Annotated in this window: 23 protein-coding genes; 7 read left to right on the forward strand and 16 right to left on the reverse strand. The window is 65.9% G+C overall.

Annotated elements, in window-relative coordinates; translation table 11 throughout:
* Positions 1 to 10 precede the first annotated feature (10 nt).
* Positions 11 to 1108, forward strand: coding sequence for a PA0069 family radical SAM protein (locus SJY12_RS03625; protein ID WP_397506025.1), 1098 nt, complete (start codon positions 11 to 13; stop codon positions 1106 to 1108).
* A 55-nt stretch (positions 1109 to 1163) separates the two neighbouring features.
* Positions 1164 to 1538, forward strand: a complete 375-nt coding sequence (locus SJY12_RS03630) for an endonuclease domain-containing protein (RefSeq protein WP_397506026.1) — start codon at positions 1164 to 1166, stop codon at positions 1536 to 1538.
* A gap of 47 nt (positions 1539 to 1585) precedes the next feature.
* On the opposite strand, the gene SJY12_RS03635 is transcribed toward SJY12_RS03630, so the two are convergent.
* The 7 genes from SJY12_RS03635 to SJY12_RS03665 all read right to left on the reverse strand — a co-directional run bounded on the left by SJY12_RS03635 (position 1586) and on the right by SJY12_RS03665 (position 10093).
* Entirely contained in the window at positions 1586 to 2017 is a 432-nt protein-coding gene (locus SJY12_RS03635; RefSeq protein ID WP_397506027.1) for a DUF1330 domain-containing protein, read from the reverse strand.
* Between the two features lie 2 nt (positions 2018 to 2019).
* Positions 2020 to 3621, reverse strand: a complete 1602-nt coding sequence (locus SJY12_RS03640) for a long-chain fatty acid--CoA ligase (RefSeq protein WP_397506028.1) — start codon at positions 3619 to 3621, stop codon at positions 2020 to 2022.
* A 31-nt stretch (positions 3622 to 3652) separates the two neighbouring features.
* Positions 3653 to 7144 (reverse strand): DNA polymerase III subunit alpha, encoded by a 3492-nt coding sequence (gene dnaE, locus SJY12_RS03645; protein WP_397506029.1) that lies wholly within the window; start codon positions 7142 to 7144, stop codon positions 3653 to 3655.
* Between the two features lie 168 nt (positions 7145 to 7312).
* The gene (locus tag SJY12_RS03650; protein ID WP_397506030.1) at positions 7313 to 7792 is read right to left on the reverse strand and encodes a glutathione peroxidase; all 480 of its coding nucleotides are present in this window, start codon (positions 7790 to 7792) and stop codon (positions 7313 to 7315) included.
* Positions 7793 to 7846: 54 nt separating this feature from the next.
* Positions 7847 to 8125: a hypothetical protein gene (locus SJY12_RS03655; protein WP_397506031.1), complete on the reverse strand. Its 279-nt coding sequence runs from the start codon at positions 8123 to 8125 to the stop codon at positions 7847 to 7849.
* Positions 8126 to 8172: 47 nt separating this feature from the next.
* Positions 8173 to 8859, reverse strand: a complete 687-nt coding sequence (locus SJY12_RS03660) for an ABC transporter ATP-binding protein (protein ID WP_050601176.1) — start codon at positions 8857 to 8859, stop codon at positions 8173 to 8175.
* Positions 8852 to 10093, reverse strand: coding sequence for a lipoprotein-releasing ABC transporter permease subunit (locus SJY12_RS03665; RefSeq protein ID WP_063511705.1), 1242 nt, complete (start codon positions 10091 to 10093; stop codon positions 8852 to 8854). The genes SJY12_RS03660 and SJY12_RS03665 overlap by 8 nt, the downstream gene beginning before the upstream one ends.
* A 169-nt stretch (positions 10094 to 10262) precedes the next feature.
* Between SJY12_RS03665 and purF the strand changes: the two genes are divergently transcribed.
* From purF to SJY12_RS03680, 3 genes are all read left to right on the forward strand, one after another.
* On the forward strand, positions 10263 to 11735 hold the full coding sequence (gene purF, locus SJY12_RS03670) for an amidophosphoribosyltransferase (protein ID WP_050601174.1): 1473 nt from the start codon (positions 10263 to 10265) through the stop codon (positions 11733 to 11735).
* A complete protein-coding gene (locus SJY12_RS03675) occupies positions 11735 to 12445 on the forward strand; it encodes an SDR family NAD(P)-dependent oxidoreductase (RefSeq protein ID WP_063512984.1) in 711 nt (236 codons plus the stop codon). The genes purF and SJY12_RS03675 overlap by 1 nt, the downstream gene beginning before the upstream one ends.
* Before the next feature lie 109 nt (positions 12446 to 12554).
* Complete coding sequence (locus tag SJY12_RS03680; RefSeq protein ID WP_050601172.1) at positions 12555 to 12902, forward strand: PilZ domain-containing protein; 348 nt, start codon at positions 12555 to 12557, stop codon at positions 12900 to 12902.
* 60 nt (positions 12903 to 12962) lie between these two features.
* Here SJY12_RS03680 and SJY12_RS03685 read toward each other — a convergent pair whose 3' ends face one another.
* The 7 genes from SJY12_RS03685 to SJY12_RS03715 form a co-directional block, all read right to left on the reverse strand.
* The gene (locus tag SJY12_RS03685) at positions 12963 to 14171 is read right to left on the reverse strand and encodes a serine hydrolase domain-containing protein (protein WP_397506032.1); all 1209 of its coding nucleotides are present in this window, start codon (positions 14169 to 14171) and stop codon (positions 12963 to 12965) included.
* Entirely contained in the window at positions 14171 to 15418 is a 1248-nt protein-coding gene (locus tag SJY12_RS03690) for a cyclopropane-fatty-acyl-phospholipid synthase family protein (RefSeq protein WP_063506574.1), read from the reverse strand. Before SJY12_RS03690 ends, SJY12_RS03685 begins: the two co-directional genes overlap by 1 nt.
* Before the next feature lie 71 nt (positions 15419 to 15489).
* The gene (locus tag SJY12_RS03695) at positions 15490 to 16884 is read right to left on the reverse strand and encodes a cryptochrome/photolyase family protein (RefSeq protein WP_397506033.1); all 1395 of its coding nucleotides are present in this window, start codon (positions 16882 to 16884) and stop codon (positions 15490 to 15492) included.
* 6 nt (positions 16885 to 16890) lie between these two features.
* Complete coding sequence (locus SJY12_RS03700; RefSeq protein ID WP_397506034.1) at positions 16891 to 17835, reverse strand: metal-dependent hydrolase; 945 nt, start codon at positions 17833 to 17835, stop codon at positions 16891 to 16893.
* Between the two features lie 84 nt (positions 17836 to 17919).
* Positions 17920 to 18534 carry a hypothetical protein gene (locus SJY12_RS03705; protein ID WP_230833053.1) on the reverse strand — a complete coding sequence of 205 codons (615 nt, stop codon included), beginning with the start codon at positions 18532 to 18534 and terminating at the stop codon, positions 17920 to 17922.
* A 104-nt stretch (positions 18535 to 18638) separates the two neighbouring features.
* Entirely contained in the window at positions 18639 to 19673 is a 1035-nt protein-coding gene (locus SJY12_RS03710; RefSeq protein ID WP_397506035.1) for a 2-oxoacid:ferredoxin oxidoreductase subunit beta, read from the reverse strand.
* The gene (locus SJY12_RS03715) at positions 19670 to 21673 is read right to left on the reverse strand and encodes a 2-oxoacid:acceptor oxidoreductase subunit alpha (protein ID WP_063506096.1); all 2004 of its coding nucleotides are present in this window, start codon (positions 21671 to 21673) and stop codon (positions 19670 to 19672) included. Before SJY12_RS03715 ends, SJY12_RS03710 begins: the two co-directional genes overlap by 4 nt.
* 178 nt (positions 21674 to 21851) lie before the next feature.
* On the opposite strand from SJY12_RS03715, the gene SJY12_RS03720 reads away from it, so the two are divergent.
* On the forward strand, positions 21852 to 22802 hold the full coding sequence (locus SJY12_RS03720) for an alpha/beta hydrolase (RefSeq protein ID WP_050601165.1): 951 nt from the start codon (positions 21852 to 21854) through the stop codon (positions 22800 to 22802).
* On the forward strand, positions 22799 to 23275 hold the full coding sequence (locus SJY12_RS03725; RefSeq protein WP_082835416.1) for an RNA pyrophosphohydrolase: 477 nt from the start codon (positions 22799 to 22801) through the stop codon (positions 23273 to 23275). Before SJY12_RS03720 ends, SJY12_RS03725 begins: the two co-directional genes overlap by 4 nt.
* A gap of 36 nt (positions 23276 to 23311) precedes the next feature.
* Here SJY12_RS03725 and SJY12_RS03730 read toward each other — a convergent pair whose 3' ends face one another.
* Both SJY12_RS03730 and SJY12_RS03735 read right to left on the reverse strand, forming a co-directional pair.
* Entirely contained in the window at positions 23312 to 23818 is a 507-nt protein-coding gene (locus tag SJY12_RS03730) for a tetratricopeptide repeat protein (RefSeq protein WP_156488860.1), read from the reverse strand.
* A gap of 68 nt (positions 23819 to 23886) precedes the next feature.
* Positions 23887 to 25059, reverse strand: a complete 1173-nt coding sequence (locus SJY12_RS03735) for an RsmB/NOP family class I SAM-dependent RNA methyltransferase (RefSeq protein WP_397506036.1) — start codon at positions 25057 to 25059, stop codon at positions 23887 to 23889.
* Position 25060 lies beyond the last annotated feature (1 nt).

Raw genomic sequence — 25060 nt, forward strand, 5'->3', positions numbered from 1 at the left:
GTTCTCACATATGGAACGACGACTCGCCCCTGCTATATCAGGACGCGGCGCACAGGGCGCGGCGGTGCCTACGCGCTTCGGCCTCGCCACGCGCGAGGAAGACGGCGACTGGCGCGATCATATGGAGCAGCTCGTCGCGCCTGATGAGGGCCCGCCGGTAAAACTGCGCACCGAAGTGACCGAGGAATTCCCCAAGACCATCCTCAGCTTCAACCAGTCGCCCGACGTGCCCTTCGACCGCTCGGTCAACGCCTATCGTGGCTGCGAACATGGCTGCGTCTATTGCTTTGCGCGCCCCACGCATGCCTATCACGATCTCTCGCCCGGGCTTGATTTCGAAACCAAGCTATTCGCCAAGCCCAATGCGGCGGAACTGCTGCGCGCCACGCTGGCCAAGCCCAAATACCGCCCCCGCCCGCTGGCGATGGGGACCAATACGGATCCCTACCAGCCGATCGAGGCGCGCTACCGGATCACGCGGCAGGTGCTCGAAGTGTGCCTCGACGCGCGCCATCCGGTTACGATCACCACCAAATCCGACCGCGTGCTCGCCGATCTCGACCTGCTGGCCGAGCTGGCCGAGCGGCGGCTGGTGGCGGTGGCGATCTCGGTCACTTCGCTCGACCCGAAACTATCGGGCAAGCTCGAACCGCGCGCGGCGGCCCCGGCCAAGCGGCTGCAGGCGCTGGGGAGGCTGGCCGCGGCGGGGGTCCCGACGCATTGCTCGGTCTCGCCGATCATTCCCGCGATTACCGACGAGTTCATGGAGGAAATCGTCCAGCGAGCGGTCGCGCTCGGGGTCGACAGCGTCGGCTGGATCCCACTGCGCCTGCCGCATGAGGTCGCCCCGCTGTTCCGCGAATGGCTATCGGTCCATTATCCCGAGCGCGGCGACAAGGTGATGAGCATCGTCCGCTCGATCCGCGGCGGGCGCGACAACGATCCTGATTTCAACACGCGCATGAAGCCCAGCGGCGTGTGGGCCGACCTCTTCCGCGCGCGCTTCCGCCTTGCCTGCAAGCGCGCCGGAATGGGCAAGGCGAAGTTCGAGCTGGATTGCACGAAGTTCAGGCCGCCAGCAGTCGGCGGTCAGATGCGGTTGCTATGACAGCCTCCCCACCCTGGGGAGGGGGACCGCCGAAGGCGGTGGAGGGGCACATCCTATGATCACAGGGCCACGGGAAACGGTCAAACGTGCACGGCAGTTACGCAGCGAAATGTCGGTGCCCGAACGAATTCTTTGGCAACACCTTCGCGGCCGCCAGCGCGGTCACAAGTTCCGCCGCCAGCATCCTGCCGGCGTTTACATCATCGACTTCTATTGCGCGCGGCTGCGGCTCGCCATCGAGATCGACGGCTGGGCGCATGACAGCGCGGAAACGATAAAAAGGGACCGGGCCAAATCGGCGTTCCTGCGCTCGCAGGGAATCGCAACTGCGCGGATCCCAGCCGCGGCAGTGATAGACGATATCGAAGCGACGATGACGCGCTTACTGGAAATCTGCGACGCCCGAGCGAGCGACATGCCTGAGCGGTGAAGGTGCCCCTCCACCACTTCGTGGTCCCCCTCCCCGTACCGGGGAGGCTAGAACCCCTCGCCCGCCTCGCCTGGCGTGAAGCGCATCAGGCGGCTGTCGACCAGCGCGGCGGTGCGGTTGACCACTGCCTGCTGGTATTCGGGATCCTTGATCATTTCAAAGAAGGCGCCGGCATTGGGATAGTGCGCAATGAAGCCGTCGTGCCAGCGCTTGGCATCGGGGCCGGTGACCATGGTCTGGAACGCACCGCGCCAGACTATGGTGCCACCCACGCGGCGGAAGATCGGGCCGCTGGTCTTGCCGTATTCCTCATAGGCGCGCCGCCCGCTCCAGCCCTTGCCGACGTGTTCGTGACCTTCCGGATATTCCGCCTGCTCGCGATATTCGAGCAGGTTGAGCATGTGGATCGGCTCGTCGCGCGGCAGGTCCTTGAACGCCTGGAAGTTCGCGGGGCTCGGATCGATATAGCTGCTGGCCATGGTCAGATCTCCAGCGCGTAGTCGCTGAAGCGGTCGCGCAGATCCTTCTTGCTGATCTTGCCCGTCGCGGTGTGCGGGATGTCGTCGACGAATTCGACCGCATCGGGTAGCCACCACTTGGCGACCTTGTCGGACAGGAAGTTGATCACCTCTTCCGCGGTGACTTCCTTGCCTTCCTGCTTGACCACGAACAGCACCGGCCGTTCGTCCCACTTGGGATGCATCATGCCGATCGCGGCGGCTTCGGCGACCGCCGGGTGGCCCACCGCGGCGTTTTCGAGTTCGACCGAGCTGATCCATTCGCCGCCCGACTTGATCACGTCCTTGGTCCGGTCGGTGATCTGCATCGTGCCGTCGGGATGCAGGATCGCCACGTCGCCGGTGTTGAACCAGCCGTCCGCATCGATCGCGTCTTCCTCGGCCTTGAAATAGCGCTTCACCACCCAGGGCCCGCGGATATGCAGCGCGCCCGAGCTTTCACCATCGCGCGGCAGTACCTTGGTCGGATCATCGAGATCCACCGTGCGCAGTTCCACGCCGAAGATCGGACGACCCTGCTTCATCGTCTTCTCGACCTTCTGGTCGAAGGTCAGCTGGTCCCAGTCGGCCGTGGGGCCGCCAACGGTGCCGATCGGCGAGGTCTCGGTCATCCCCCAGGCATGCTGGACGCGCGTGCCGTTCTTCATCAGCCGTTCGATCATGAAGCGCGGCGCGGCCGAACCCCCGATCGTCGCCGCGCGCAGCTTGGGCAGTTCGAGATTGTTGGCGTCGCAATACTGGAAATGCGCCAGCCACACCGTGGGCACGCCTGCGGAATTGGTGACCTTTTCGGTCTTCATCACCTCGTCGAGCACCGCTGGGTCGTTGACCGCGCTGAAGACGAATTTGATCCCCGCCATCGCCCCGGCATAGGGCAGGCCCCAGCTGGCCGCGTGGAACATCGGCACCACCGGGAGCATCACCGAGGACGCGGTAAAGTTGAAGGTCGACGGCTGCAGTCCGGCCAGCGCGTGCAGCAGCGTCGAGCGATGCTCGTACTGCACGCCCTTGGGGTTGCCCGTGGTGCCGCTGGTATAGCAGATCATGCAGGGATCGCGCTCGTCGCCATCGACCCATTCGAAATCGCCGTCCTGCTCGCCGATCCAGTCTTCGAAGCTGGTGGTGTGCTCGCCGCTGTCGAAGCAGATGTAATGTTCGACCGTGGGCCATTTGTCGCGCATCTTGTCCACGATCGGCTGGAACGCCGCATCGTAGATCATCACCTTATCCTCGGCGTGATTGACGATGTATTCGAGCTGGTCCTCGAACAGGCGCGGATTGCAGGTGTGCAGCACGCCGCCCATCCCCGCGACGCCGAACCAGCTGACCAGGTGGCGCGCGTGGTTCATGGCGAGGCTGGCAACCTTGTCGCCCTTGCCGAGGCCCAGCGCCTGCAGCGCCTGGCTCATCTTCTTCGCATCCTGGCGCACGCCCGCCCAGTCGGTGCGGGTCTCGCTGCCATCCGCCCAGCGGGTGACGATTTCACGGTTCGGGGCTTCCCGGGCTGCGTGGTCGATCACATGCGAGATCCGCATGCTCCAGTCCTGCATCGCGCCAAGCGACATATGTATTCCTCTCACCCAATCAGGTCCCAGATCAAGCGACGAGGCGCAGGTTTGCCTTCCCCCGTCGCGCGGTTAACTGCACCTTGGCAAGGCCGGGCACGCTTGCCAAGCGTTCGGCGAGCTCGCCGTCGATAGAAAATGTTCGGCCCAGCCGCACGACAGGCGGGGTGGGGTCGCCGGTGAGCAGCGTTGCGACCGCCTCGTCGCCCCCCTGCCCGCCCTCGCCCAGCGCCAGCGCCAGCTGGGTCACCGCCTCGACACTCTCGACCTCCAGCGTCAGCAGCATCGCCATGCTCCCGCGCACCGCGTCGAGCGGGACCGCCCCGCGCACGGTGATCCGCGGCGGTTCGTCGGGGCTCGGGCTGTCGAGTTCGACATCGAGCTTCACGCAGGTGCCATTCCTGGCCCATTCGAGGAACTTCTCGACCAGCCCCTCTTCGAAACAGGCGGCGCTGAACTGGCCGGAGGCGTCGGAGAAATCGGCGCGGATGAAGGGCTTGCCGCGCTTGGTCGTGCCCTTGCTGGCGCCTTCGACCTGCACCGCCATCACCGCGCCCATGCGCCCGCCACCAGGCACGCCGCCGGACATCAGCGAGGCGTGCGAACGTGCGCCTTGCGCGCTGGCGATCTCGCGATAGGCGGCGGTAGCATGCTGCTTGAAGGAGAAGCCCATGTTCTCCTTCTCGCGGGCGCGCGCTTCGCTGAGCGACCAGTCTTCCGCGTCCTTCAGTCGCAGATCGTCATCGACCGCTAAATCCTCGCCGCCGAACAGGCCCGCCTGCCCGCTCGAGCGTTCGCGCTCGGCCGCGTCGGCCACGGCCAAGAGCATGTCCGCATTGGCCATCAGCTTGGCGCGGTTGGCTTCGAATTCGTCGAGCGCGCCCGCGCTGATCAATGCCTCGAGCTGGCGCGAATTCATCGAGCCCTTGGGCAGGCGTTCGAACAGGTCCTTGAGGCTTTCGAACCGGCCCGCCGCCTCGCGTTCCTCGACGATCGCTTCCATCGCGCGTTCGCCGACATTGCGGATGCCCGCCAGCGCGTAGCGCACGGCGTAACCGTCGTCGGTCTGCTCGACGGTATATTCGGCCTCCGAATGATTGAGCGAGGGCGGCAGCACCGTGATCCCGCCGCGGCGCGCGTCGTCGACGAAGATCGCCAGCTTTTCGGACTGGTGCATGTCGAAACACATCGAGGCGGCGTAGAATTCTTCCGGGTAATGCGCCTTGAGCCACGCGGTCTGGTAGGCGAGCAGCGCATAAGCGGCGGCGTGCGACTTGTTGAAACCGTAGCCGGCGAACTTGTCGATCAAATCGAACAGCGCATTGGCCTCGGCCTTCTCGATCCCGCTGACTTCCTTGCACCCGGTGACAAAGCGTTCGCGCTGGATGTCCATCTCGGCCTGGACCTTCTTGCCCATCGCGCGGCGCAGCAGATCGGCATCGCCGAGCGAATAGCCCGCGAGGATCTGCGCCGCCTGCATGACCTGTTCCTGGTAGACGAAGATGCCGTAGGTCTCGGCCAGGATGCCTTCGAGCTTGGCATGCGGAAACTCGATCGCGACCTCGCCTGCCTTGCGCTTGCCGAACAGCGGGATGTTGTCCATCGGGCCCGGGCGGTAGAGCGAGACGAGCGCGATGATGTCGCCGAAATTGGTCGGCTTCACTGCAGTCAGCGTGCGCCGCATGCCTTCCGATTCCAGCTGGAACACGCCCACCGTGTTGCCCGCCTTCATCAGTTCGTAGACCTTGGGATCGTCGAGCGGCAGCTGCGACAGGTCGATGTCGATCTCGCGCCGCTTGAGCAGATCGACCGCCTTCTTGAGCACCGACAGCGTCTTGAGCCCGAGGAAGTCGAACTTGACCAGTCCCGAGCTCTCGACATTCTTCATGTCGTACTGTGTCACCGGCATGTCCGAACGCGGATCGCGGTAGAGCGGCACCAGCTTGGCCAGCGGCCGGTCGCCGATCACCACGCCCGCCGCATGGGTCGAACTGTTGCGCGGGAAGCCTTCGAGCTGCATCGCCAGGTCGACGAGGCGCTTCACCTCGTTGTCATTGTCGTATTCGTTCTTGAAATCGGCGGCGCCGTTGAGCGCGCGTGGCAGCGTCCACGGGTCGGTCGGGTGATTGGGCACCATCTTGCACAGCCGGTCGACATGGCCGTAGCTCATCTGCAGGATCCGCCCCGTATCGCGCAGCACCGCGCGCGCCTTGAGCTTGCCGAAGGTAATGATCTGCGCGACGTGGTCGTGGCCGTATTTCTGCTGGACGTAACGGATCACCTCGCCGCGTCGGGTTTCGCAGAAGTCGATGTCGAAGTCGGGCATCGAGACGCGTTCGGGATTGAGGAAGCGTTCGAACAGCAGGCCGAGCTGGATCGGGTCGAGATCGGTGATCGTCAGCGCCCAGGCGACGAGGCTGCCCGCGCCCGAGCCACGCCCCGGTCCCACGGGAATATCGTGGTCCTTGGCCCATTTGATGAAGTCGGCAACGATCAGGAAGTAGCCCGGGAAGCCCATCTGGTTGATGATGTCGACCTCGAACTGCAGCCGGTCGAAATAGACCTTGCGTTTCTCCTCGCTCATCTCGCCATAGGGTTCTAGCCGCGCCTCCAGCCCCTTGCGCGCATCTTCCTCCAGCGCGCGCGCCTCGCCTTCGAGGTCGCCAGCGAGGCTGGGCAGGATCGGCTTGCGATAGGGCGGCGCATAGGCGCAGCGCTGCGCCACCACCACGGTGTTTTGCACCGCTTCGGGCAGGTCGGCGAAGGCCTCCTCCATCATGTGGTAGGTCTTCACATAGCTTTCGGGGTTCGACCGCGTGCGTTCCTCCGCATCGACATGCGTCGAGCCGGCAATGCACAGCATCGCGTCATGCGCTTTGTGCATGTGCGGCTCGGCGAAATTGGCGGGATTGGTCGCCACCAGCGGCAGGTCGCGCGCATAGGCGAGATCGACCAGCGCGGCTTCGGCGCGCTCCTCGACCGGGTCGCCGCGCCGCGCCAGTTCGATGTAGAGCCGGTCGGGGAACAGCGCCTGCAGGCGGTCCAGCAGGGCCTCGGCATGGCTCTGTTGGCCTTCGGCAAGCAGCCGCGTGACCGCGCCTTCGCTCGCACCGGTGAAGGCGATCAAGCCGTCGGTGCGGCCATCAAGGTCGCCGATCCGGACGTGCGGTTCGAATTCGAGCGGGCGTTCGAGATGCGCCTTCGACACGAGATGGCACAGATTGTCGTACCCAGCCTCGTCCTGCGCGTAGAGCGGCAGGTAATCGACCTGCTTGCCTTCCGCCCCTTCGTCGCGGCTCGGGCGCGCCACGCCCAGCAGCGTGCCGATGATCGGCTGGATGCCTTCGGCCTTGCAGGCATTGGCGAACATGACCGCGCCGTAGAGCCCGTTGCGATCGGCAATCGCGACAGCCGGAAAGCCGCGTTCCTTGGCCAGCTTGGCCATTGCCTTCGGATCGATCGCCCCTTCCAGCATGGTATAGGCCGACAGGATACGGAACGGGACGAAGGGCTTGAAGGACATGCGTGCCAATATGCGGCGCGGGAGGGGATTCGCCAACCCGCGCGCCCCGCGCTTTCCTCCGTTCCGTCATCCCGGCCAAGGCAGGGATCCAGATAACGGAAACGATCCGCCAGAGGCTGGATCACCCGGGTCCCTGCCTAGGTAGAGGCGACAGTCCTTGCCTGGCAGCTACAGGAGCTTTTCGATATCCCTGGCGATACCTTGCGGCTTGTCCGCCGGCCCGTAGCGTTCGACCACGCGGCCTTCGCGGTCGATCAGGAATTTGGTGAAGTTCCACTTGATCGCCTTCGATCCCATCAGTCCGGGCTGTTCGCGCTTCATCCAGTCGAACAGCGAGCTGGCATTGTCGCCATTGACGTCGACTTTCGCCATCAGCGGAAAGGTCAGCCCGAAATTGACCTTGCAGAATTCGGCAATCTCGCCCGCATCGCCCGGCTCCTGCCCGCCGAACTGGTTGCAGGGAAAGGCGAGCACCTCGAAACCGCGGTCGCCGAACCGCTGGTACAGCTCTTCAAGCCCGTCATACTGAGGGGTGAAGCCGCATTTGCTGGCGGTGTTGACCACCAGCAGTACGGTGCCGAGCTTGTCCTTCAGCTCGAGCGGTTCGCCCCTGTTGGTGGCGACGGTGAAGTCGGCGATGGTGGTCATGCTCTTGCAGTTTCCTGTATCGATAGCGCGGGCGCAGCCAAGCGCGGCGCCGCATCACTCGCGCGGGAAATCGGGGCGCTTGGACAGTTCCGCGATCTCCGCGGCATGGTATTCGCGGTCGCCCGCCTTCTCGATGTAATAATCGGCGCGTTCGTGCTCGGGCAGCAGCATCAGATGGCGGACCAGTTCGGCGAAGCTGCCGCTGCGCAGGCCCTTGGCACCGTCGAGCACGCCATTGCCGTCGCCGGTGTGGTGCAGGCTGGCGCGGTCGTCCCACTGAATGCCGCCGTGGTGGTCGTGGTCGCCCTTGAAGGTGCTCGGATGGTCGGTCATGAAAATCTCCTTTGAGCGACCAACGAGCGAAGCGCGCTACGGGTCCGCTATTCGAGCACACCTTCATGCAGGCGCACGACGCGGTCCATCTTCTGCGCCAGCCGCTCGTTATGCGTCGCGATCAGCGCCGCGCTGCCCTCGCCCCGGACAAGGCTGAGAAACTCGCCCAACACCCTGTCGGCAGTCGCTTCGTCGAGATTGCCGGTGGGCTCGTCCGCCAGCACCAGATCGGGCTTGTTGGCGAGCCCGCGAGCGACCGCCACGCGCTGCTGTTCGCCGCCCGACAGCTGGCTGGGGCGGTGATCGAGCCGGTGGCCGAGGCCCAGCGCGACGAGCAGTTCTTCCGCCCGTGCCTCGGCTTCGGCGCGCGGCCTGTCCGCTACCAGCTGCGGCAGGACCACGTTTTCCAGCGCATTGAAATCGGGCAGCAGGTGATGGAACTGGTAGATGAAGCCCAGGTGTTCGCGGCGCAGCACGGTACGAGCATGCGAATTCGACTTCTCGGCCGAGTGGCCGGCTATCAGGATCTCCCCGCCGAACCCGCCTTCGAGCAGCCCGACCGCCTGCAGCAGCGTCGACTTGCCCGATCCCGACGGCCCGAGCAGCGCGACGATCTCACCCGGACGGATCGCCAGATCGACCCCGCGCAGCACGTCGATCCGCTCGCCGCCCTGTTCGAAGCTGCGGGTGAGCCGCTTGAGCTCGACCACCGGTTTCACGCCGGGACTATTCATAACGCAGCACCTGCACGGGATCGGTGTTCGCCGCCTTCCACGCGGGGTAGAGCGTGGCGAGGAAACTGAGGCCCAGCGCGAGCAGCACGATCATGGTTACTTCGCTGCCATCGACCTTCGACGGGATGGTGGTCAGGAAGCGGTATTGCGGGTCCCACAAATCCTGCCCGGTCAGCACGCCGAACCCCTCGACGATTTGCTGGCGCCCGGCAAGGATGAGGAAGCCCAGTGCAAGCCCGGCCAGCGTGCCGATCGCGCCGATGGTGAAACCGGTGGTGACGAAAATCTTGATCAGGCTCTGCCGTGTCGCGCCCAGCGTGCGCATGATCGCGATGTCGCGGGTCTTGGCGCGCACCAGCATGACGAGGCTAGAGAGGATGTTGAACGCCGCGACGAGCACCATGAAGCTGAGCGCGAAGGCCATCGCCGCGCGTTCCACCTGCAGCGCTTCGAACAGCGTCGCGTTGATCGTCTTCCAGTCAGATACCACGGCCCGGCCCTGCACCGCGCGCTGCACCGGTTCGAGGATTTCGCCGACTTCGTCGGCATCCTCCACCGTCACCTCGATCATGCCCACCGTATCGCCGATCAGCATCAGCGTCTGCGCATCCTTCATCGGCATGACGACGAAGGCGCCATCGTAATCGTAGACGCCGATCTCGAAGATCGCGGCAACTTCATAGCCGATCTGCCGCGGCACGGTGCCGAACGGGGTCGAGCGACCCTGCGGATTGATGATCGTGATCGTATCGCCCACTCGCGCGCCGATATTCTCGGCCAGCCGGACCCCGATCGCCACCTTGCTTGCACCCGCCTGCAACTGGCCGAAATCGCCCGCCACTGCCTTGGTCGCCAGCTCGGCGATGTCCTCGTCGGTGTTGCCGCGGACCAGGATCGCTTCGACGCGGCCGTTGAAGCTGGTCAGCAGCGGCTGTTCGATCAGCGGGCTGGCATCGACCACTCCCGGGGTGGCGCGGACTTCGGCGAGGATATCCTCCCAATCGTCCAGCCGCCCGCCGTAGGCCTGGACGATGGCATGGCCGTTGAGGCCGACGATCTTGTCGAGCAGTTCGGCGCGAAAGCCGTTCATCACGCTCATCACCACGACCAGCATCGCCACCGACAGCATCACCACCCCGATCGAGATGCTCGCTACCAGCGCGATGAAGGCCTCGCTCTTGCCCGGAAGCAGATAGCGTTTGGCGATTGTCCATTCGAAGGGGGAGAGGATCAAGGCGGCCCTGATTGTTGCCTGCGGATGGAGCCGCGTTTAGGCAGCCAATCCTTGCTGCGCAATGAAATCGTGTGGCCGCTCGCGGCATTGGTCGCACTGCCCTTGTAATCGAGGCGTAACACCGCCATTGGGCGCGCATCCCGATCAGCTTCGGCGGACAGGCCTTTCGATGAACCTCACGCACCCGTTTCTAGACGAGGATGGCGACAAGTTGCGCGAAGAGTGCGGCGTGTTCGGCGCGGTCAATGCGACCGATGCCTCCGCCGTCACCGCGCTCGGCCTCCATGCATTGCAGCATCGCGGGCAGGAAGCCGCGGGCATCACCAGCTTCGACGGGGCCGAATTCTACACCCGCCGCGGGCTCGGCCATGTGGCGGAGAATTTCTCCAGCCAGGAAGCGATCGCCGAACTGCCCGGCATGATGGCGGCGGGCCATGTCCGCTATTCGACTACCGGCGGGTCGGGCCTGCGCAATATCCAGCCGCTCTATGCCGACCTCGCCAGTGGCGGTTTTGCAGTCGCGCACAATGGCAATATTTCGAACGCGGGCATGCTGCGCGAGGACCTCGTGCGGCGCGGCTCGATCTTCCAGTCGACCAGCGATACCGAGGTCATCATCCACCTCGTCGCCACCAGCCGATATCCCACGATCATGGACCGGCTGATCGATGCGCTGCGGCTGCTCGAAGGCGCCTATGCGCTGATCGTCATGACGCCCGAGGGCATGATCGCCTGCCGCGATCCGCTGGGCATTCGCCCGCTGCAGATGGGCCGGATCGGCGATGCCACGCTGTTCGCGTCGGAAACCGTCGCCTTCGACGTCGTCGGCGCCGAATTCGTCCGCCAGGTCGAACCCGGCGAAGTAATCAAGGTCGATTTCGACGGCAATGTCGATTCGCTGCATCCCTTCGGCAACCATTCGGCGCGGCCCTGCATTTTCGAGCATGTCTATTTCAGCCGCCCGGATTCGGTGTTCGACGGGCGCAGCATCTATGCTGCGCGCAAGGCGATCGGCGCCGAGCTTGCGCGCGAGACTCCGGTCGAGGCCGATCTGGTCATCCCGGTGCCCGACAGCGGCGTGCCCGCGGCCATCGGCTATGCGCAGGAAGCGGGGATCCCGTTCGAACTGGGGATCATCCGCTCGCACTATGTCGGCCGCACCTTCATCCAGCCGAGCGACGGCGCGCGCCATGCCGGCGTCAAGCGCAAGCACAATGCCAACCGCGCGCTGGTCGAAGGCAAGCGCATCGTCCTGATCGACGACAGCATCGTGCGCGGCACCACCAGCCTGCAGATCGTCGAGATGATGCGCGAGGCCGGAGCCACCGAAGTGCATTTCCGCGTCGCCAGCCCGCCCACCGCGCACAGCTGCTTCTACGGCGTCGACACGCCCGAGCGCAGCAAGCTGCTCGCCGCGCGGATGGACGTCGAACCGATGCGCGAATTCATCCGGGCCGACAGCCTCGCCTTCGTCTCGATCGACGGGCTGTACCGCGCGGTCGGCGAAAAGCCGCGCGATGCCGCCTGCCCGCAGTTCTGCGATGCCTGCTTCACCGGCGATTATCCCACTTCGCTGACCGATCTCGCCCGGCGCGACGACAAGCAGCAGCAGCTTTCCTTCCCTCCCGAACAGGTCGCCTGATGACGAAACCGCTCGACAACCGCCTGGCCCTGGTCACCGGGGCGAGCAAGGGAATCGGCGCCGCTACCGCGCAGGCGCTGGCCGCAGCCGGCGCCCATGTGGTGCTCACCGGGCGCGACGTACGCGCGCTCGAAGCGGTCGAGGACACGATTCATGCCGCTGGCGGCGCTTCCACCATCGCACCGGTCGATCTGGCCGAAAGCGACGGGATCGCGCGGCTCGCTTCGGCAATTGCCAGCCGCTGGGACAAGCTCGACGTGCTCGTCGCCGCAGCCGCCTACCTCCCCGCGCTGACCCCGGTCACGCAGATCGACGGCAAGCAGCTGAGCCAAGCGCTGACGGTCAATTTCCTCTCGACCCAGGCGCTGCTCGCCAATTTCGACCCGCTGCTCAAGCGCGCCGAAGCGGGCCGCGTGATCGGCCTGACCAGCAGCGTCGGGGCGAGCCCGCGCGCCTATTGGGCGGCCTATGGCACGACCAAGGCGGCGTTCGACAACCTGCTCGAAAGCTATGCGCAGGAGGTCGAGAAGACCTCGAAGGTGCGCGTCGCGCTGGTCGATCCGGGCGCCACGCGCACGGCCATGCGCGCCAAGGCCTATCCGGGTGAAGACCCGCAGACGGTCAAACCGCCCGAAACCGTGGCGGAACGGCTCACCCAATTGCTGGTCGAGGGCTTCGACGGGTTCCACCGCGAGCGGGTCGAAGCCTGAGTTAACCAAGTCCGGGAACCCTTTGGCCACCTTGATCGATCATATCCGCTGCCTGCGCGCCCGAATGCGCGCCAGGACCAAGCGGGACAGATCGAAAAGGGGCGCCGCCATGATCCACCAGTCGCAGGATCGCTATTCACTCGCCGCGCAGGAAGATCGCAGCGCGCCGCGCGCGAAGCTGGCCATTCCCGGCCAGTTGCGCGCGAGCGGCGGCCGTGCCTTCCAGACGGTCGTCCACGACCTGTCGGTATCTGGCTTTTCCGCCGCTGCGCTCAACCGCATGCACGAAGGGCAGCTATGCTGGCTGACCATGCCCGGACTCGAATCGCTCCAGGCGCAGGTCGTGTGGTGGGAAAAGAGCATGGTCGGATGCGCGTTCAGCGAATTGCTGAGCCCGCTGGTGCATGACAGCATCCTCGCGCGGTTCGGCGACCCGAGCTACCAGCGCCCTTTCTGAACGCCCATTCCGGTCAGGTGGTGACGGCGTAGCCCTTGCCGGGACGCCGCCACCGGCCGGTTACTCAGCCGCCGCGACGATCTTGCCGATCAGAGCGCGAAAGCCGTCGCGGTTCGCGCTGCTGGTCGCGGTTTCCCAATTGCTGACCACGGCCACCACCAATTGTTCCTGCGGGACGATGGTGATCGCCTGGCCGAAGATGCCCTGCGCGCCGTACATGCCGCCGGGATAGGTCCACCACTGGTACCCATAGCCGAAGCCGGGCGCCTGCGGTGCGAAGTCGACCAGCGGCGAACCGGCAGCGGTGAACCAGCCTGCGGGGACGGTGCCCGCCCCGCCCTCCAGCGCAAACTGGCCCATGCGCGCATAGTCGGCCAGCCGCAGCGACAGGCAGCAGCCACCGATATTGCCGCCGGTGAGATCCTGCATCCAGAACAGGCCACCTTCGAAGCCCGCGGGTTCGACGATCTTTTCCGCGGCATAGGCGGCCAGCGACTGGCCGGTCGCCTGTTCGACGATCAGCCCGAGCAGATTGGTTTCGAGCGTCTTGTAGACCCACTTTTCGCCAGCGGGCGCCTCGCGCGTCAGCGTGCGCGCGTAGGTGACCGCCTGCGATTCGCCCGCAACCGGGGCAACCGCCAGCATCTTGGCTACGTCGCTGTCGGGATCGGTGTAATCCTCGTTCCATGCCACGCCCGAGGTCATGGTGGCGATCTGGCCGACGCTGACGCCGTCATAGGCGGTGCCCGCCAGTGCAGGGATGATCTCGGTTACCGGGGTGTCGACACTGGCAATCGCACCATCGGCGATCGCCGCCCCCAGCAGCGTGGACGTGAAGCTCTTGGCGACCGAGAAGCTCGTCCAGCGTCCGGTCGGGCCGAAACCCAGACCGTAATCCTCGAACAGCACTTCGCCGTCCTTGAGCACCATCAGGCCGGCAGCCTGCGTTTCGGCCATGTATTCGCGCAGTTCGGCCTGCAGCGAGGCAGGCAGCGGCGCTGCGCTGCGCGGCAATTCGCGAACCGTACTGGCAGGCGCGACCTCGAGCCCGGGGAACGATCCTTCCATGTCGCGGAACACTGCCGAGCGGCGCTCATCACTCCAGAACAGGATCGAGTCGCTGGGATCGAGGCTGGCCATCTGCTCAGGCATCGACTGGGTCACTGCAGGCGGCGGAACCGCCGTCGCCGTGGCGGTGCCACCATCGCCATATCCCGTGCCGCAGCCGGCCAGCGCCAGTGCCGCCACCGAAATCATAAGTCCGCGCATCATTTCTCTCCCTCTTTCACCAGTGTAACCTGGTGGACGTCGATCCCGCCCCCGCGGAACCCGCCTTCGCAATACATCAGATAATATCGCCACAAGTCGCAGAATTCCCGATCGAAACCCTGCGGCAGGCGATCCTCCGCCACCGCCCTATCGAAGTTCCGGCGCCAGTGCAGCAGCGTATCGGCATAATCGTGGCCGAAATCGTGCTGGTCCTGCCATGCAAGTCCGCGTTCCTCGGCCAGGCGGCGAAATTCGCTGGTGCGGATCAGCAGCCCGCCGGGGAAAATATAGGCCTGGATGAAATCCGCACTTCGCGCATAGGCGTCGAACAGATCGTCGCGGATCGAGATATACTGGATCGCCGCACGGCCCCCGGCGCGCAAATTGCGTGCAATGCAGTCCATGAAGGTCGGCCAGTATTCGCGGCCAAGCGCCTCGACCATTTCGGCGCTGACGATGGCGTCGTAGCGGCCGTCGCAGTCGCGGTAATCCTGCTTGCGGAACTCGGCCACGTCCGGATGATGGGTGCGGGCCCACTCCAATTGTTCGTCGGAAAGGCTGATCGCGGTCACCCTGCGGCCCTGCGCGGCCAGGCTTGCCGCCAGCGCGCCCCAGCCGCAGCCGATTTCGAGCACGCTGGGCGCCTCTCCGATCCGGCCGGCAAGCGCACCGCACTTGCGCCGCTGCGCCGCCTCCAGCCCGTCGTCCGACGGGGCCAGCGCCGAGGAATAGCTCATCGTCGGATCGAGCCAGGCAGCGTAGAAATCATTGCCCAGATCGTAATGCGCGCTGATGTTCTTCTGCGCGCCCTGCGGGGTGTTGCGATTGAACAGATGCGCCAGCTTCAGCGCGTGGCGGAACGGCCCCTTGGCCCGCGCGGTATCGCCCAGGTGCTGCGCATGCTGCATGAACAGGGCGAACAGCGGCACCGGATCCGGGCTCCACCATTCGCCGGCTTCCCACGCCTGGTACCAGCCGACCGACCCATTGCTGGCCAGCCGCACCAGCGCGTTCCAGCTGCGCAGTTCGACCGTGCATTCGAAGCCCGGCGAACGCCCGCCGACGGTGCGCCGCGTGCCGTCGGGCAGCGTGGCATGGATCGCGCCGCTGACCAGCGCCCGGTCGATCCGGTCGATGATCTTGCCGATGCCGGGCGCCACCAGCCGCGCGACCAGACCGGGCCTGCGAACGAAACGCTGCGATCCGGCGACAAGCTCGCGCCCGCGGGAGGTGGTCGGCATATCCATCGTCCGCGCTATGGCTCGGCGATCTGTCGTTCACAAGCCCGCGGCATTCACCGCTGCGCCGCGGCGGCGGATCAGCCCTTTGCGCTGCGATAGGCTTCCAGCGCGCGCTCGCGCGCTTCGCGGTGGCCGATCACCTTGGCCGGGTAATCGCCGCGCCGGCCTTCGGGAGGATCGTGGATCTCGTCATCGCCAAGCCCGGCCAGTTCGGGGACATATTCACGGATATAGCCTGCCGCGTCGAACTTCTCGCTCTGCGTCAGCGGGGCCATGATGCGCACGAACATGTTGCTGTCGACCCCGGTGCCCGAAATCCACTGCCAGTTGACGCCGTTGTTGCCGTAATCGGCATCGACGAGGCAGTCCCAGTACCACTGTTCGCCGAAGCGCCAGTCGATCAGCAGGTGCTTCACCAGAAAGCTGGCGCAGATCATCCGCACGCGGTTGTGCATCCAGCCGGTCTGCCACAGCTGCCGCATGCCCGCATCGACCACCGGATAGCCGGTCATGCCTTTCTGCCAGCACGCGAAGTCCTGCGCGATCAGATGCCCCGCATTGGGGTTCCGCCACAGCGTGCGCTCGTCGTAGTCACGGTAGCTTTCGCGCGGGTAGTCGGGGAACTGGTCGATCACGTTCTGCGCATAATCGCGCCAGATCACCTCCTTGGCGAAGGTGTTCCAGCCGTCGCTGCGCTTGTCTTTCAGCCTGTGCCAGACCTGCGCGGGGCTGATCTCGCCCCAGTGCAGATGCGGCGAGAGGCGCGAGGTGGTGTCTTCGGACGGCAGATTGCGGCCCTCGTCGTAATCGCCCACCACATCGGCCCACCAGTCGAGCCGGTCATGCGCCGCCTGTTCGCCGAAGTCCCAGAATTCGCGAATACCGTCGGCCCAGTCGGGCTTCGTGGGTAGGAGCGACCAATCAGCCAGTTCGTCGCTGTCGGGCCAGCTATCGGGCGACGACAGCGTCTCGGGCTCTGGCAGCGGGTCGCGCGGAGGCATCACCTCCAGCATGGATTTCGCAAACGGGGTGTAGATCTTGTAGGGATCGCCCGAACCGGTGGTCACGCTGCCGGGCGGAAGCAGGTAGTTGCCGTCGTAGAGGCACAATTGCCTGTCCCCGCCCAACGCATCGCGCAGCTCGTCTTCGGCTTCCTTCCACCACGGCTCGTAATGGCGCATCGCGTGGATGCAGGTGGCGCCGGTTTCGTCGGCCAGCGCGGCAAGCACCTGCGGGGCGTCGCCGCGGCGCAGCACGATCCGCGAATTGCGCGCGCCATAGCTCTTGCCGAGGCTGTCGAGCGAATGATGCAGCCAGACCTTCGACGCCCCGCCATAGGCATGGTCGCCCGCGCGGTCGTCGTCGAGGACGTAGACCGGAATGACGGGTCCGGCTTGCGCGGCGGCATACAGCGCGGGATGATCGGCCATGCGCAGATCGCGCCGCAGCCAGACGATGTGGGGTGCAGTCATGCCGTTCTAACCGCCGGGTGCTGGCGTGGGTTCCGTTTGCACGCCGGGGCAGACCCCCGCGGGCAGTTCGACCGAAAAGCGATCGCCGACCCGCGGATCGTAGAAGCGCGCATCACGCAGCCACAGCGAGCCATCCTCGCGCGGCTCGATCAGCGGGGTGCGTGCCCAGAACAGGAAGGCGTCGACCGCGCTATCGCCTGCCCGCGCCGCTGCCAGATCGCACCGGTCGAGCGGGACCCCGGGCAGCGTGGTGTCTTCGCCGAGCGTGTACAGCCCGTTGCCGCCGCTGATCATCTCGCGCGCGAGCGGGTTGAACGGCACCGGGCTGGCGATCACGGTTTCAGTGCCGGTCGGGCTGGCCGTGAGCGCGTTTTCGTCGGCCGCGGTGATCATGGCGTTGAGCCCGATATAGGCGAGCGCCGCCGCGAGCGCCGCGCGTGCCGGCCTGCGCCACTCCCCACCCCGCTTTTGCCGCCGGAGCGAGAACCATGTGGCAAAGCCCATCAGCAGCCACAGCCAGATATCGATGATGAACAGCGTGTCGCCGTAGAACCAGCGCGAGGAAAACGGCTCGAGCAGGCGGATGCCGTAGACATTGAGCCAGTCGAGCGCGGGATGCGTCAGGCAGCCGAGCAGCGCTAGCGCGTAGAGCCACTTGAAGCTGACCGGGAGCCGTGCCTCCGGGCGCTTACCGCGTTTCGCCTGCCAGCGGTCGAGGCCGTAGAGCAGGCCCGCCAGCATCAGCGGCAGCAGCAGCATGGCGGGCGGACCATGCGTGATGCCGCGGCGGAAGCCGAGGTGTTCGACTCCGTCGAGCCAGAAAAAACAGGCCGCATCGACATCGGGCAGGTTCGCGCCGATGATCAGCGCGGGCATTGCCAGCCCGGTCTTCCGCTTGAGCCCCGCCTGCCCGATCAATGCCCCGACGAGGCTGTGTGTGAGATTATCCATTGCGCGCGAGTGATAGCCCGCCCCGCCCAAAAGGAAAGGGCGGCAGGTTGCCCCGCCGCCCTTGTCCAGCCGATTGCCCGAGAATCAGGAATCGAAGTTTTCGCCGCGGCGGGCGGACGTGAATTCGCGCCGGTCGAGATAGGTGTCGCCGTCGGTATCGTAATAGAAAAAGCTGTCGGCAGCCTTGTTGATCGTTTCCGCCTTCAGCTCGGGCTCGCCCTGGTCGTTGAGCGCTTCGTGCTGCGGATCGAGCGGGATCGCCCAGATCGCATATTCGGCGACCGAAAGCTGGTCGTCGTCGTTCCGGTCGAGATAGCCCCAGGTCATGTTCTGGCGCCGGCGCATGTTGGTGTCCGCATCGCGCTCCTGCGAGGCGGCTTCCATTTCGCTCCGCTCGTCCTCGCTCATGTCGGCTGCGGTCGCTGCTTCGTCGGCATTTGCGACCTGCTCCGCCGCAACCTCGTCGCGGTAGCCGTCATATTCGCTGCGAAACGCATCCGCGTCGAATGCGTCGCGGCGCGTCTGCGCGTCGTCCGAGAGCGCGTAGTCGCGCGTCATCGGGTCGTATTCGGCAGTCGCGGCAGTCTCGACATCGGCCATTTCGCTGCCGACCACCGGATCTTCGGCAACGTCGTCCCCGCAAGCGGCAAGCGCCAGGGCAAGCGTGGAAAGCGCGGTCGTTTTCTTCAGAATGGTCATGTGTCCTCCATTGGTTGAACGTCCTGCCGGCGGCAGGGGAATGTCCAACCAACGAAGCCGCACCGCAATCGGTCCGCCTCGCGCGAAACCGATTGCCGGATGCGTCAGACCGGGTCTTGCGCGGTACCGTCGACGGTCCAGGTCTGGCCCTGGCCCAGCAGTTTGGCCAGATTGGCCTCCTTGCCCGCGCTTGCGGCGGCCTTCTCGGCCAGCACAGCAGCCTCGAAGGTCGGGCGCGGATCGTCGTACAGCACGCCTAGCGCCATCGGGAACGGGCCGAAGGGCATCTCGACGAGCATGTGCGCGATCGAGCGGTTGGTGACATCGTGGACGATCACCCCCGCGGCTTCCCAGTTGCCATCGACGACATCGACCACTTCAAGGTTGAGCGTGTCGCGGTTGAGCGCAATGCCCTTGGCATCCTTCGCGAACAGCATCGGCTTGCCGTTTTCGAGCCACAGCTGCTGGTCTTCGGCGCCCTTGGGGGCGGCGAAATCGTTGAACACGTCCTTGTTGTAGACGATGCAGTTCTGGAAGATCTCGATGAAGGCGGCGCCTTCGTGTGCATGGGCGGCCTTGAGCACATCCGGCAGGTGCTTCGACACGTCGAAACCGCGGCCGACGAAGCGCGCCCCGGCGCCGAGCGCGAATGCGGCGGGACGGGCGGGATGGTCGTAGCTGCCGATCGGGGTCGAGGGCGACTTGGTGCCCTCGCGGCTGGTGGGCGAGGCCTGGCCCTTGGTGAGACCGTAGATCTCGTTGTTGAACAGCATGATCTGCATGTTCACGTTCCGGCGAAGGACGTGCATCAGATGGTTGCCGCCGATCGACAGGCCGTCGCCGTCGCCGGTCACCAGCCAGATGTCGAGATCGGGATTGGCCAGTTTGGCTCCCGTGGCGAACGCAGGCGCGCGGCCGTGGATCGTGTGGAAGCCGTAGCTCTCGACGTAATAGGGGAAGCGGCTCGAACAGCCGATCCCGCTGATGAAGACGGTGTTGGCCGGGTCCGCGCCCAGCTGCGGCAGCGTGCGCTGCACCGCCTTGAGGATCGCATAGTCCCCGCAACCCGGGCACCAGCGGACTTCCTGGTCGGTTTCCCAGTCCTTGAGCGTGGTTTCGATTTTCACTGGTGCGTTCACGAGCTGTGCTCCTGCGATTGCGGCGAGGCCTGGTCTTTCAGCGAGCCGTCGTCATGTCCGGTTTCCAGATGCGGCAGCTGGTCGTCATTGACCGACACCTGCCCGCCTTCATTGCCATCGATACCATCGAAATACTTGCCGATGGCCTCTTCGAGCTCGGCAATCTGGAACGGCTGGCCGCTGGTCTTGGTCAGCGGCACGGCATCGACGAGGAACTGGTCGCGCAGCACGGTCTTGAACTGCCCGGTGTTCATTTCGGGCACGAGCACGTGTTCGAAGCTGCGGAGCAGGTCGCCGAGATTGGCCGGCATCGGCCAGATATGGCGAACGTGGATATGGCTGACATCGAGCCCCTTGCGGCGCGCATTGTCGACCGCGCGGTGGATCGGGCCATAGGTCGAACCCCAGCCGACCACCGCAAGCTTGCCCGAAGTCTCGCCGAGGCAGACCTCCTGGTCGGGCACGGCGATGCCTTCGATCTTGTTCTTGCGCGCATCGGTCATGCGCTGGTGATTGTCGGGCGAATAGTCGATATTGCCGGTCAGCTCGTGCTTCTCGATCCCGCCGATGCGGTGCATCAGCCCCGGCGTACCCGGCTTGACCCAGGGACGCGCGCCCTTGGCGTCGCGCTTGTAGGGCAGGAATACACCCTCGCCCTCGTCGTCCTGCGCGTTCTTTTCGGTCAGGAAACTGGCCGGGAACGGCGTGTAGCTGGCCGGGTCGGGCACCTTCCACGGTTCGGCGGCATTGGCGATATAACCGTCGGTCAGCAGCATCACCGGGGTCATGTACTGCACCGCGATGCGGCAGGCCTCGATTGCGACATCGAACGCGTCCGACGGGCTGCTGGCGGCGATCACCGGCATCGGTGCATCGCCGTTGCGGCCGTAGACCGCCTGGTAGAGATCGCTCTGCTCGGTCTTGGTCGGCAGGCCGGTCGAAGGGCCACCGCGCTGCGAATTGACGATAACCAGCGGCAGTTCGGTCATGATGCCGAGCCCGATCGCTTCGGTCTTGAGCGCGATCCCCGGGCCCGACGAACTGGTCACGCCGAGGCTGCCCGCATAGCTGGCGCCGATCGCGGCGCAGACCGCAGCGATCTCGTCTTCCGCCTGGAAGGTGGTGACGTCGAATTCCTTGAGCCGCGCAAGGTGGTGCAGGATCGCGGAAGCCGGCGTGATCGGATAACCGCCGAAGAACATCGGCAGTTCGGCCAGCTGCGCGCCGGCAACCAGCCCTAGGCTGACCGCTTCGGCACCAGTGACGGTGCGATAGAGGCCGGGCTTGGACGGAACCGGATCGATATGGACCTGCTTCAGCGGCCCCGCGAGTTCCGCCGTTTCGCCATAGGCATGCCCCGCGTCGAGCGCCGCGATATTGGCATCGGCGATCTCGGGCTTGGACTTGAACTTGCTCTTCAGCCAGTCGTGGATCGGGTCGCGCGGACGATCGAACATCCACAGCGCAAGGCCCAGCGTCCACATGTTCTTCGACCGCAGCGCGTCCTTGTTGCCAAGGCCGTAGGGCTTGACCGCCTCGATTGTCTTCTCGCTAATGTCGAAAGCCAGCAGGTCGAACTTGCCCAGGCTGCCATCTTCGAGCGGGTTGGCGTCGTATTTCGCCTTCTCGAGGTTACGCTTGGTGAAGGCGCCGGTATCGGCGATGATCAGCCCGCCGGGCTTGAGCGCGGCGAGGTTCACCTTCAGCGCGGCGGGGTTCATCGCCACGAGCACGTCGGGCGCGTCGCCCGCGGTGTTGATTTCGCGGCTGCCGAAATTGATCTGGAACGCGGAAACGCCGAACAGCGTGCCCTGCGGCGCGCGGATTTCCGCGGGGAAATCGGGGAAGGTGGCCAGGTCGTTCCCCGCGAGCGCGGTCGACAGCGTGAACTGCCCACCGGTCAGCTGCATGCCGTCGCCGGAGTCGCCGGCGAAGCGCACGACCACGCTTTCGGGGGTTTCGGGGAGGCCGTCCTGCGGCGCCGTGGCGGCTGTAGCCATCCGGGTCATCCTTGTCTGCGCCCCCCACCGGCGGCGCCGTTTCCAATTGGAAGCGCCACCTAGGCCGCGCCCCATTCTCTCGCAATGAAGTTTCTCTGCTAGGCCGAAAAAGCCTCATGGAAAAGCGCTCCAAACACGCTAAGTTCCAAAACGCAACGGATTTTGGAGAGAGAACGACATGGCCGATACAGAACATTATGTCCGCGACGACGTGCGCGGCTTCCTCGACATGCTCGAAGCGATGGGCGGCAAGGGTGTCGAAGAGGTCGGCGCACAGGAAGGCCGCGAACAGATGCGCGCCATGGGCGCCCTGGCCGAAGCCGAGCCGCGCGCGATGGCGGTTCAGAAGGACCTCACCTGCCCCGGTCCCGCCGGCCCGATCCCGCTGCGCTTCTACGATCCGCGCGCAGAGCGCGAACCCGGGCCCTGCGTGCTGTTCTTCCACGGCGGGGGCTTCGTTATCGGCGATCTGGAAGTGTACAATGCGCTGTGCACCGAGATCGCGCACCATCTCGACCTGCCGGTGGTCTCGATCGACTACCGGCTGGCCCCCGAACACCCCTTCCCCGCTGCGCCCGACGATTGCGAAGCGGCCGCGCGCTGGGTCGCTTCCTCGCCTGCCGAACTGGGGCGCGAAATCACCGGGCTGGTCATCACCGGCGACAGCGCGGGCGGCAATCTGACGATCGTCACCACCAACCAGCTGACCAACGAGCCCGCCGACGTCCCCGTGATCGTCCAGGCGCCGATCTACCCCGTCGCCAGCGATCTGAGCCAGCACCGGAGCCTGGCGATGTTCGCCGAGGGCTTCCTGCTGACCGGCGCGGCGATGGCCTGGTTCACCTCGCAATATGGCGGCGATGCGAGCGACCCGCGGCACACGCCGATGGTGGGCGACTGTGCCGACACGCCGCCGACCGTGGTGTGCACCGCCGGACTCGACCCGCTACGCGATTCGGGACGGGAATACGCCGCACATCTGGTGCAACTCGGCACGGAAACCGTGTTTCTCGAGTTCCCCGGCATCGTTCACGGCTTTACCACGCTGAGAAAAGCGATACCGAGCGGACAGAAGGATCTCGAGGCGTTTCTCGACGCCGTGAAACTGATGGTGGAGCGATACAGGTGAGCGATGGGCTCGGTTACCGTCCCTGCGTGGGCGTGATGTTGGTCAACAGCGACGGCAAGGTCTTCGTCGGCCGCCGGATCGACAACAAGGAAGGCGACTGGTGGCAGATGCCGCAGGGCGGCGTCGATGACGGCGAGGACCTGCGCGAGGCCGCGCTGCGCGAACTGCACGAGGAAACCGGCGTGCGGAGCGAGCATGTCACCATCCTCAAGGCGCTGGACGAACCGATCCGTTACGACCTGCCCGAAGAACTGATCGGCAAGCTGTGGGGCGGCCGTTTCCGCGGGCAGGAGCAGGTCTGGTACCTCGCGCGGTTCGCGGGCAGCGATACCGATATCGATCTCGAGGCGCATGATCCGCCCGAATTCTGCGACTGGAAATGGGTCGAGGCGGAACAGCTTCCCGACCTCATCGTGCCGTTCAAGAAACGCGTGTATCGCGCGGTGGTCGAGGCTTTCCGCGAACTGGTCTGACGGACCCGCCGCGGCGACCGCTGCCGGGATATCCGGTCAGTTCGACTGCGGCACCGCGGCGTCGGGCAGCAACGCTTCAGCGGTTTGCACCCGCGCCGGCGGACCGGCCGCGATGGTTGCCGACAACGTCTGTGTTTCGGGGCAGCTTTCGCCGCACAGCGATTCCAGCTTGGCCAGGCTGCCCTTGGCCATTTCGACCGCGCCCTTTTCAACCAGCGCCTCGCCCTCGCCCGCAATCGCGGCCAGATTGCGCGGCTCGCGCGTCAGCGCTTCGCGGTAATAGCGGATCGCCTTGCCCTGCAGCCCGTCGGCGCGGGCGGCCTCGGCCAGTCGCAGGAAGATCGGCGTGTGGCCCGGGTCGACCGCCAGGGCGGCTTCGAAGGCGTCGATCGCCCCCTGCGTATCGCCCTGCGCCAGCGCGGTTTCGCCCTTGGCGATCAGCACGCCCGCTCGCGGCTCGGGCGCGTCGTTCCCGGCCCAGCCAACGCTCGATGTCACAGCCAGCGCCAGGGAAAGGGCAGCAGCGGCAGGGGCAAAACGCATGATCGTCTCCAGCGGGGTCGTCCGTCGAAAAGGTGGCACATCAGCCATAATCTAAATGGCTAACACGTTCACCCTGCATAGGCGATGAAAAATCCGTCGGTCCCGTCATGCGCCGGTGCGAGCCGGATCCCCTGCCCGCGCGCCTGCCCCAGTGGCAGCGCCATGGCCTGCGGCTGCAGCTGCGGATGCCGCGCGAGGAAGGCTTCGAACTGCCCCGCGCCCTCTTCGTCGAGCAGCGAGCAGGTGACATAGACCACCCGGCCGCCCGGCTTGATGAGCTGCGCCGCGATGTCGAGCAGATAGGCCTGCAGCTCGGCCAGCCGCGCCAGTTCGGCCTCGTCCAGTCGCCAGCGCGCTTCGGGATTGCGCCGCCAGGTCCCCGTGCCCGAACAGGGGGCGTCGACCAGCACAGCGTCGGCCTGTCCGGCCAATCCGGAGAGCGCTTCCATTTCGCGCCGGGGGTCGAGCAGCAAGGTCTCGATGCAGGTCGCGCCTGCCCGTTCGGCCCGCGGGGCGAGCCGGGACAGGCGGCCACGATCGGTATCGGAGGCGACGAGCCGTCCCTGGTTGTCCATCGCCGCCGCCAGCGCGAGCGTCTTGCCGCCCCCGCCTGCGCACAAATCGACCACCGTTTCGCCGGGCCGTGCAGCCACCGCGAGGCAAGCCAGCTGCGAGCCGGTGTCCTGCACTTCGATCGCGCCCGCGCGGAAGGCGTCCCACTGCTCGACCGGGGTGCCGGTGGCGAGCCGCAGGCCATGCGGCGCGGCGGTGGGCACGGCGGCTCCGGGCAAGGCGAGCGTGGCGCGCTCGGCCCTGAGCGTGTTGACCCGCAAGTCGAGCGGAGCCCGGTCGAGCAACGCGGCCGCATCGGTGCCGTCCATGCCCGAGGCGGCGAGCCGGTCGACCAGCCAGCGCGGCGCGACCCCGCCCTCGGCCACCGGCTCGTTGTCGGCCAGCGGCGCGGGGCCGTAGTGCGATCCGTCGAACAGCGGCGCGATCGCCGGATCGTCCTGCGCCAGCCGCAGCATCGCCGCGCGGCCGGTCGCGGGGACCGGGCCGCAGGCGCGGATCGCGGCATAGACCAGTTCGCGGATCGCCCGCCGGTCCTTCGACCCGGCAAAGCGGTTGCTGCGGAACCATTCGGCGAGGATCCGGTCGGCGGGCGCGGCTTTTGCGCGCGCGGCCTCGACGATCCTGTCGAGCAGCTCGATCGCGGTCTGGACCCGGGCAGCGGGCGTCATG

Origin of the sequence: Qipengyuania sp. R86523 (genome assembly GCF_044596365.1) — a bacterium.
Lineage (GTDB): Bacteria > Pseudomonadota > Alphaproteobacteria > Sphingomonadales > Sphingomonadaceae > Qipengyuania > Qipengyuania citrea.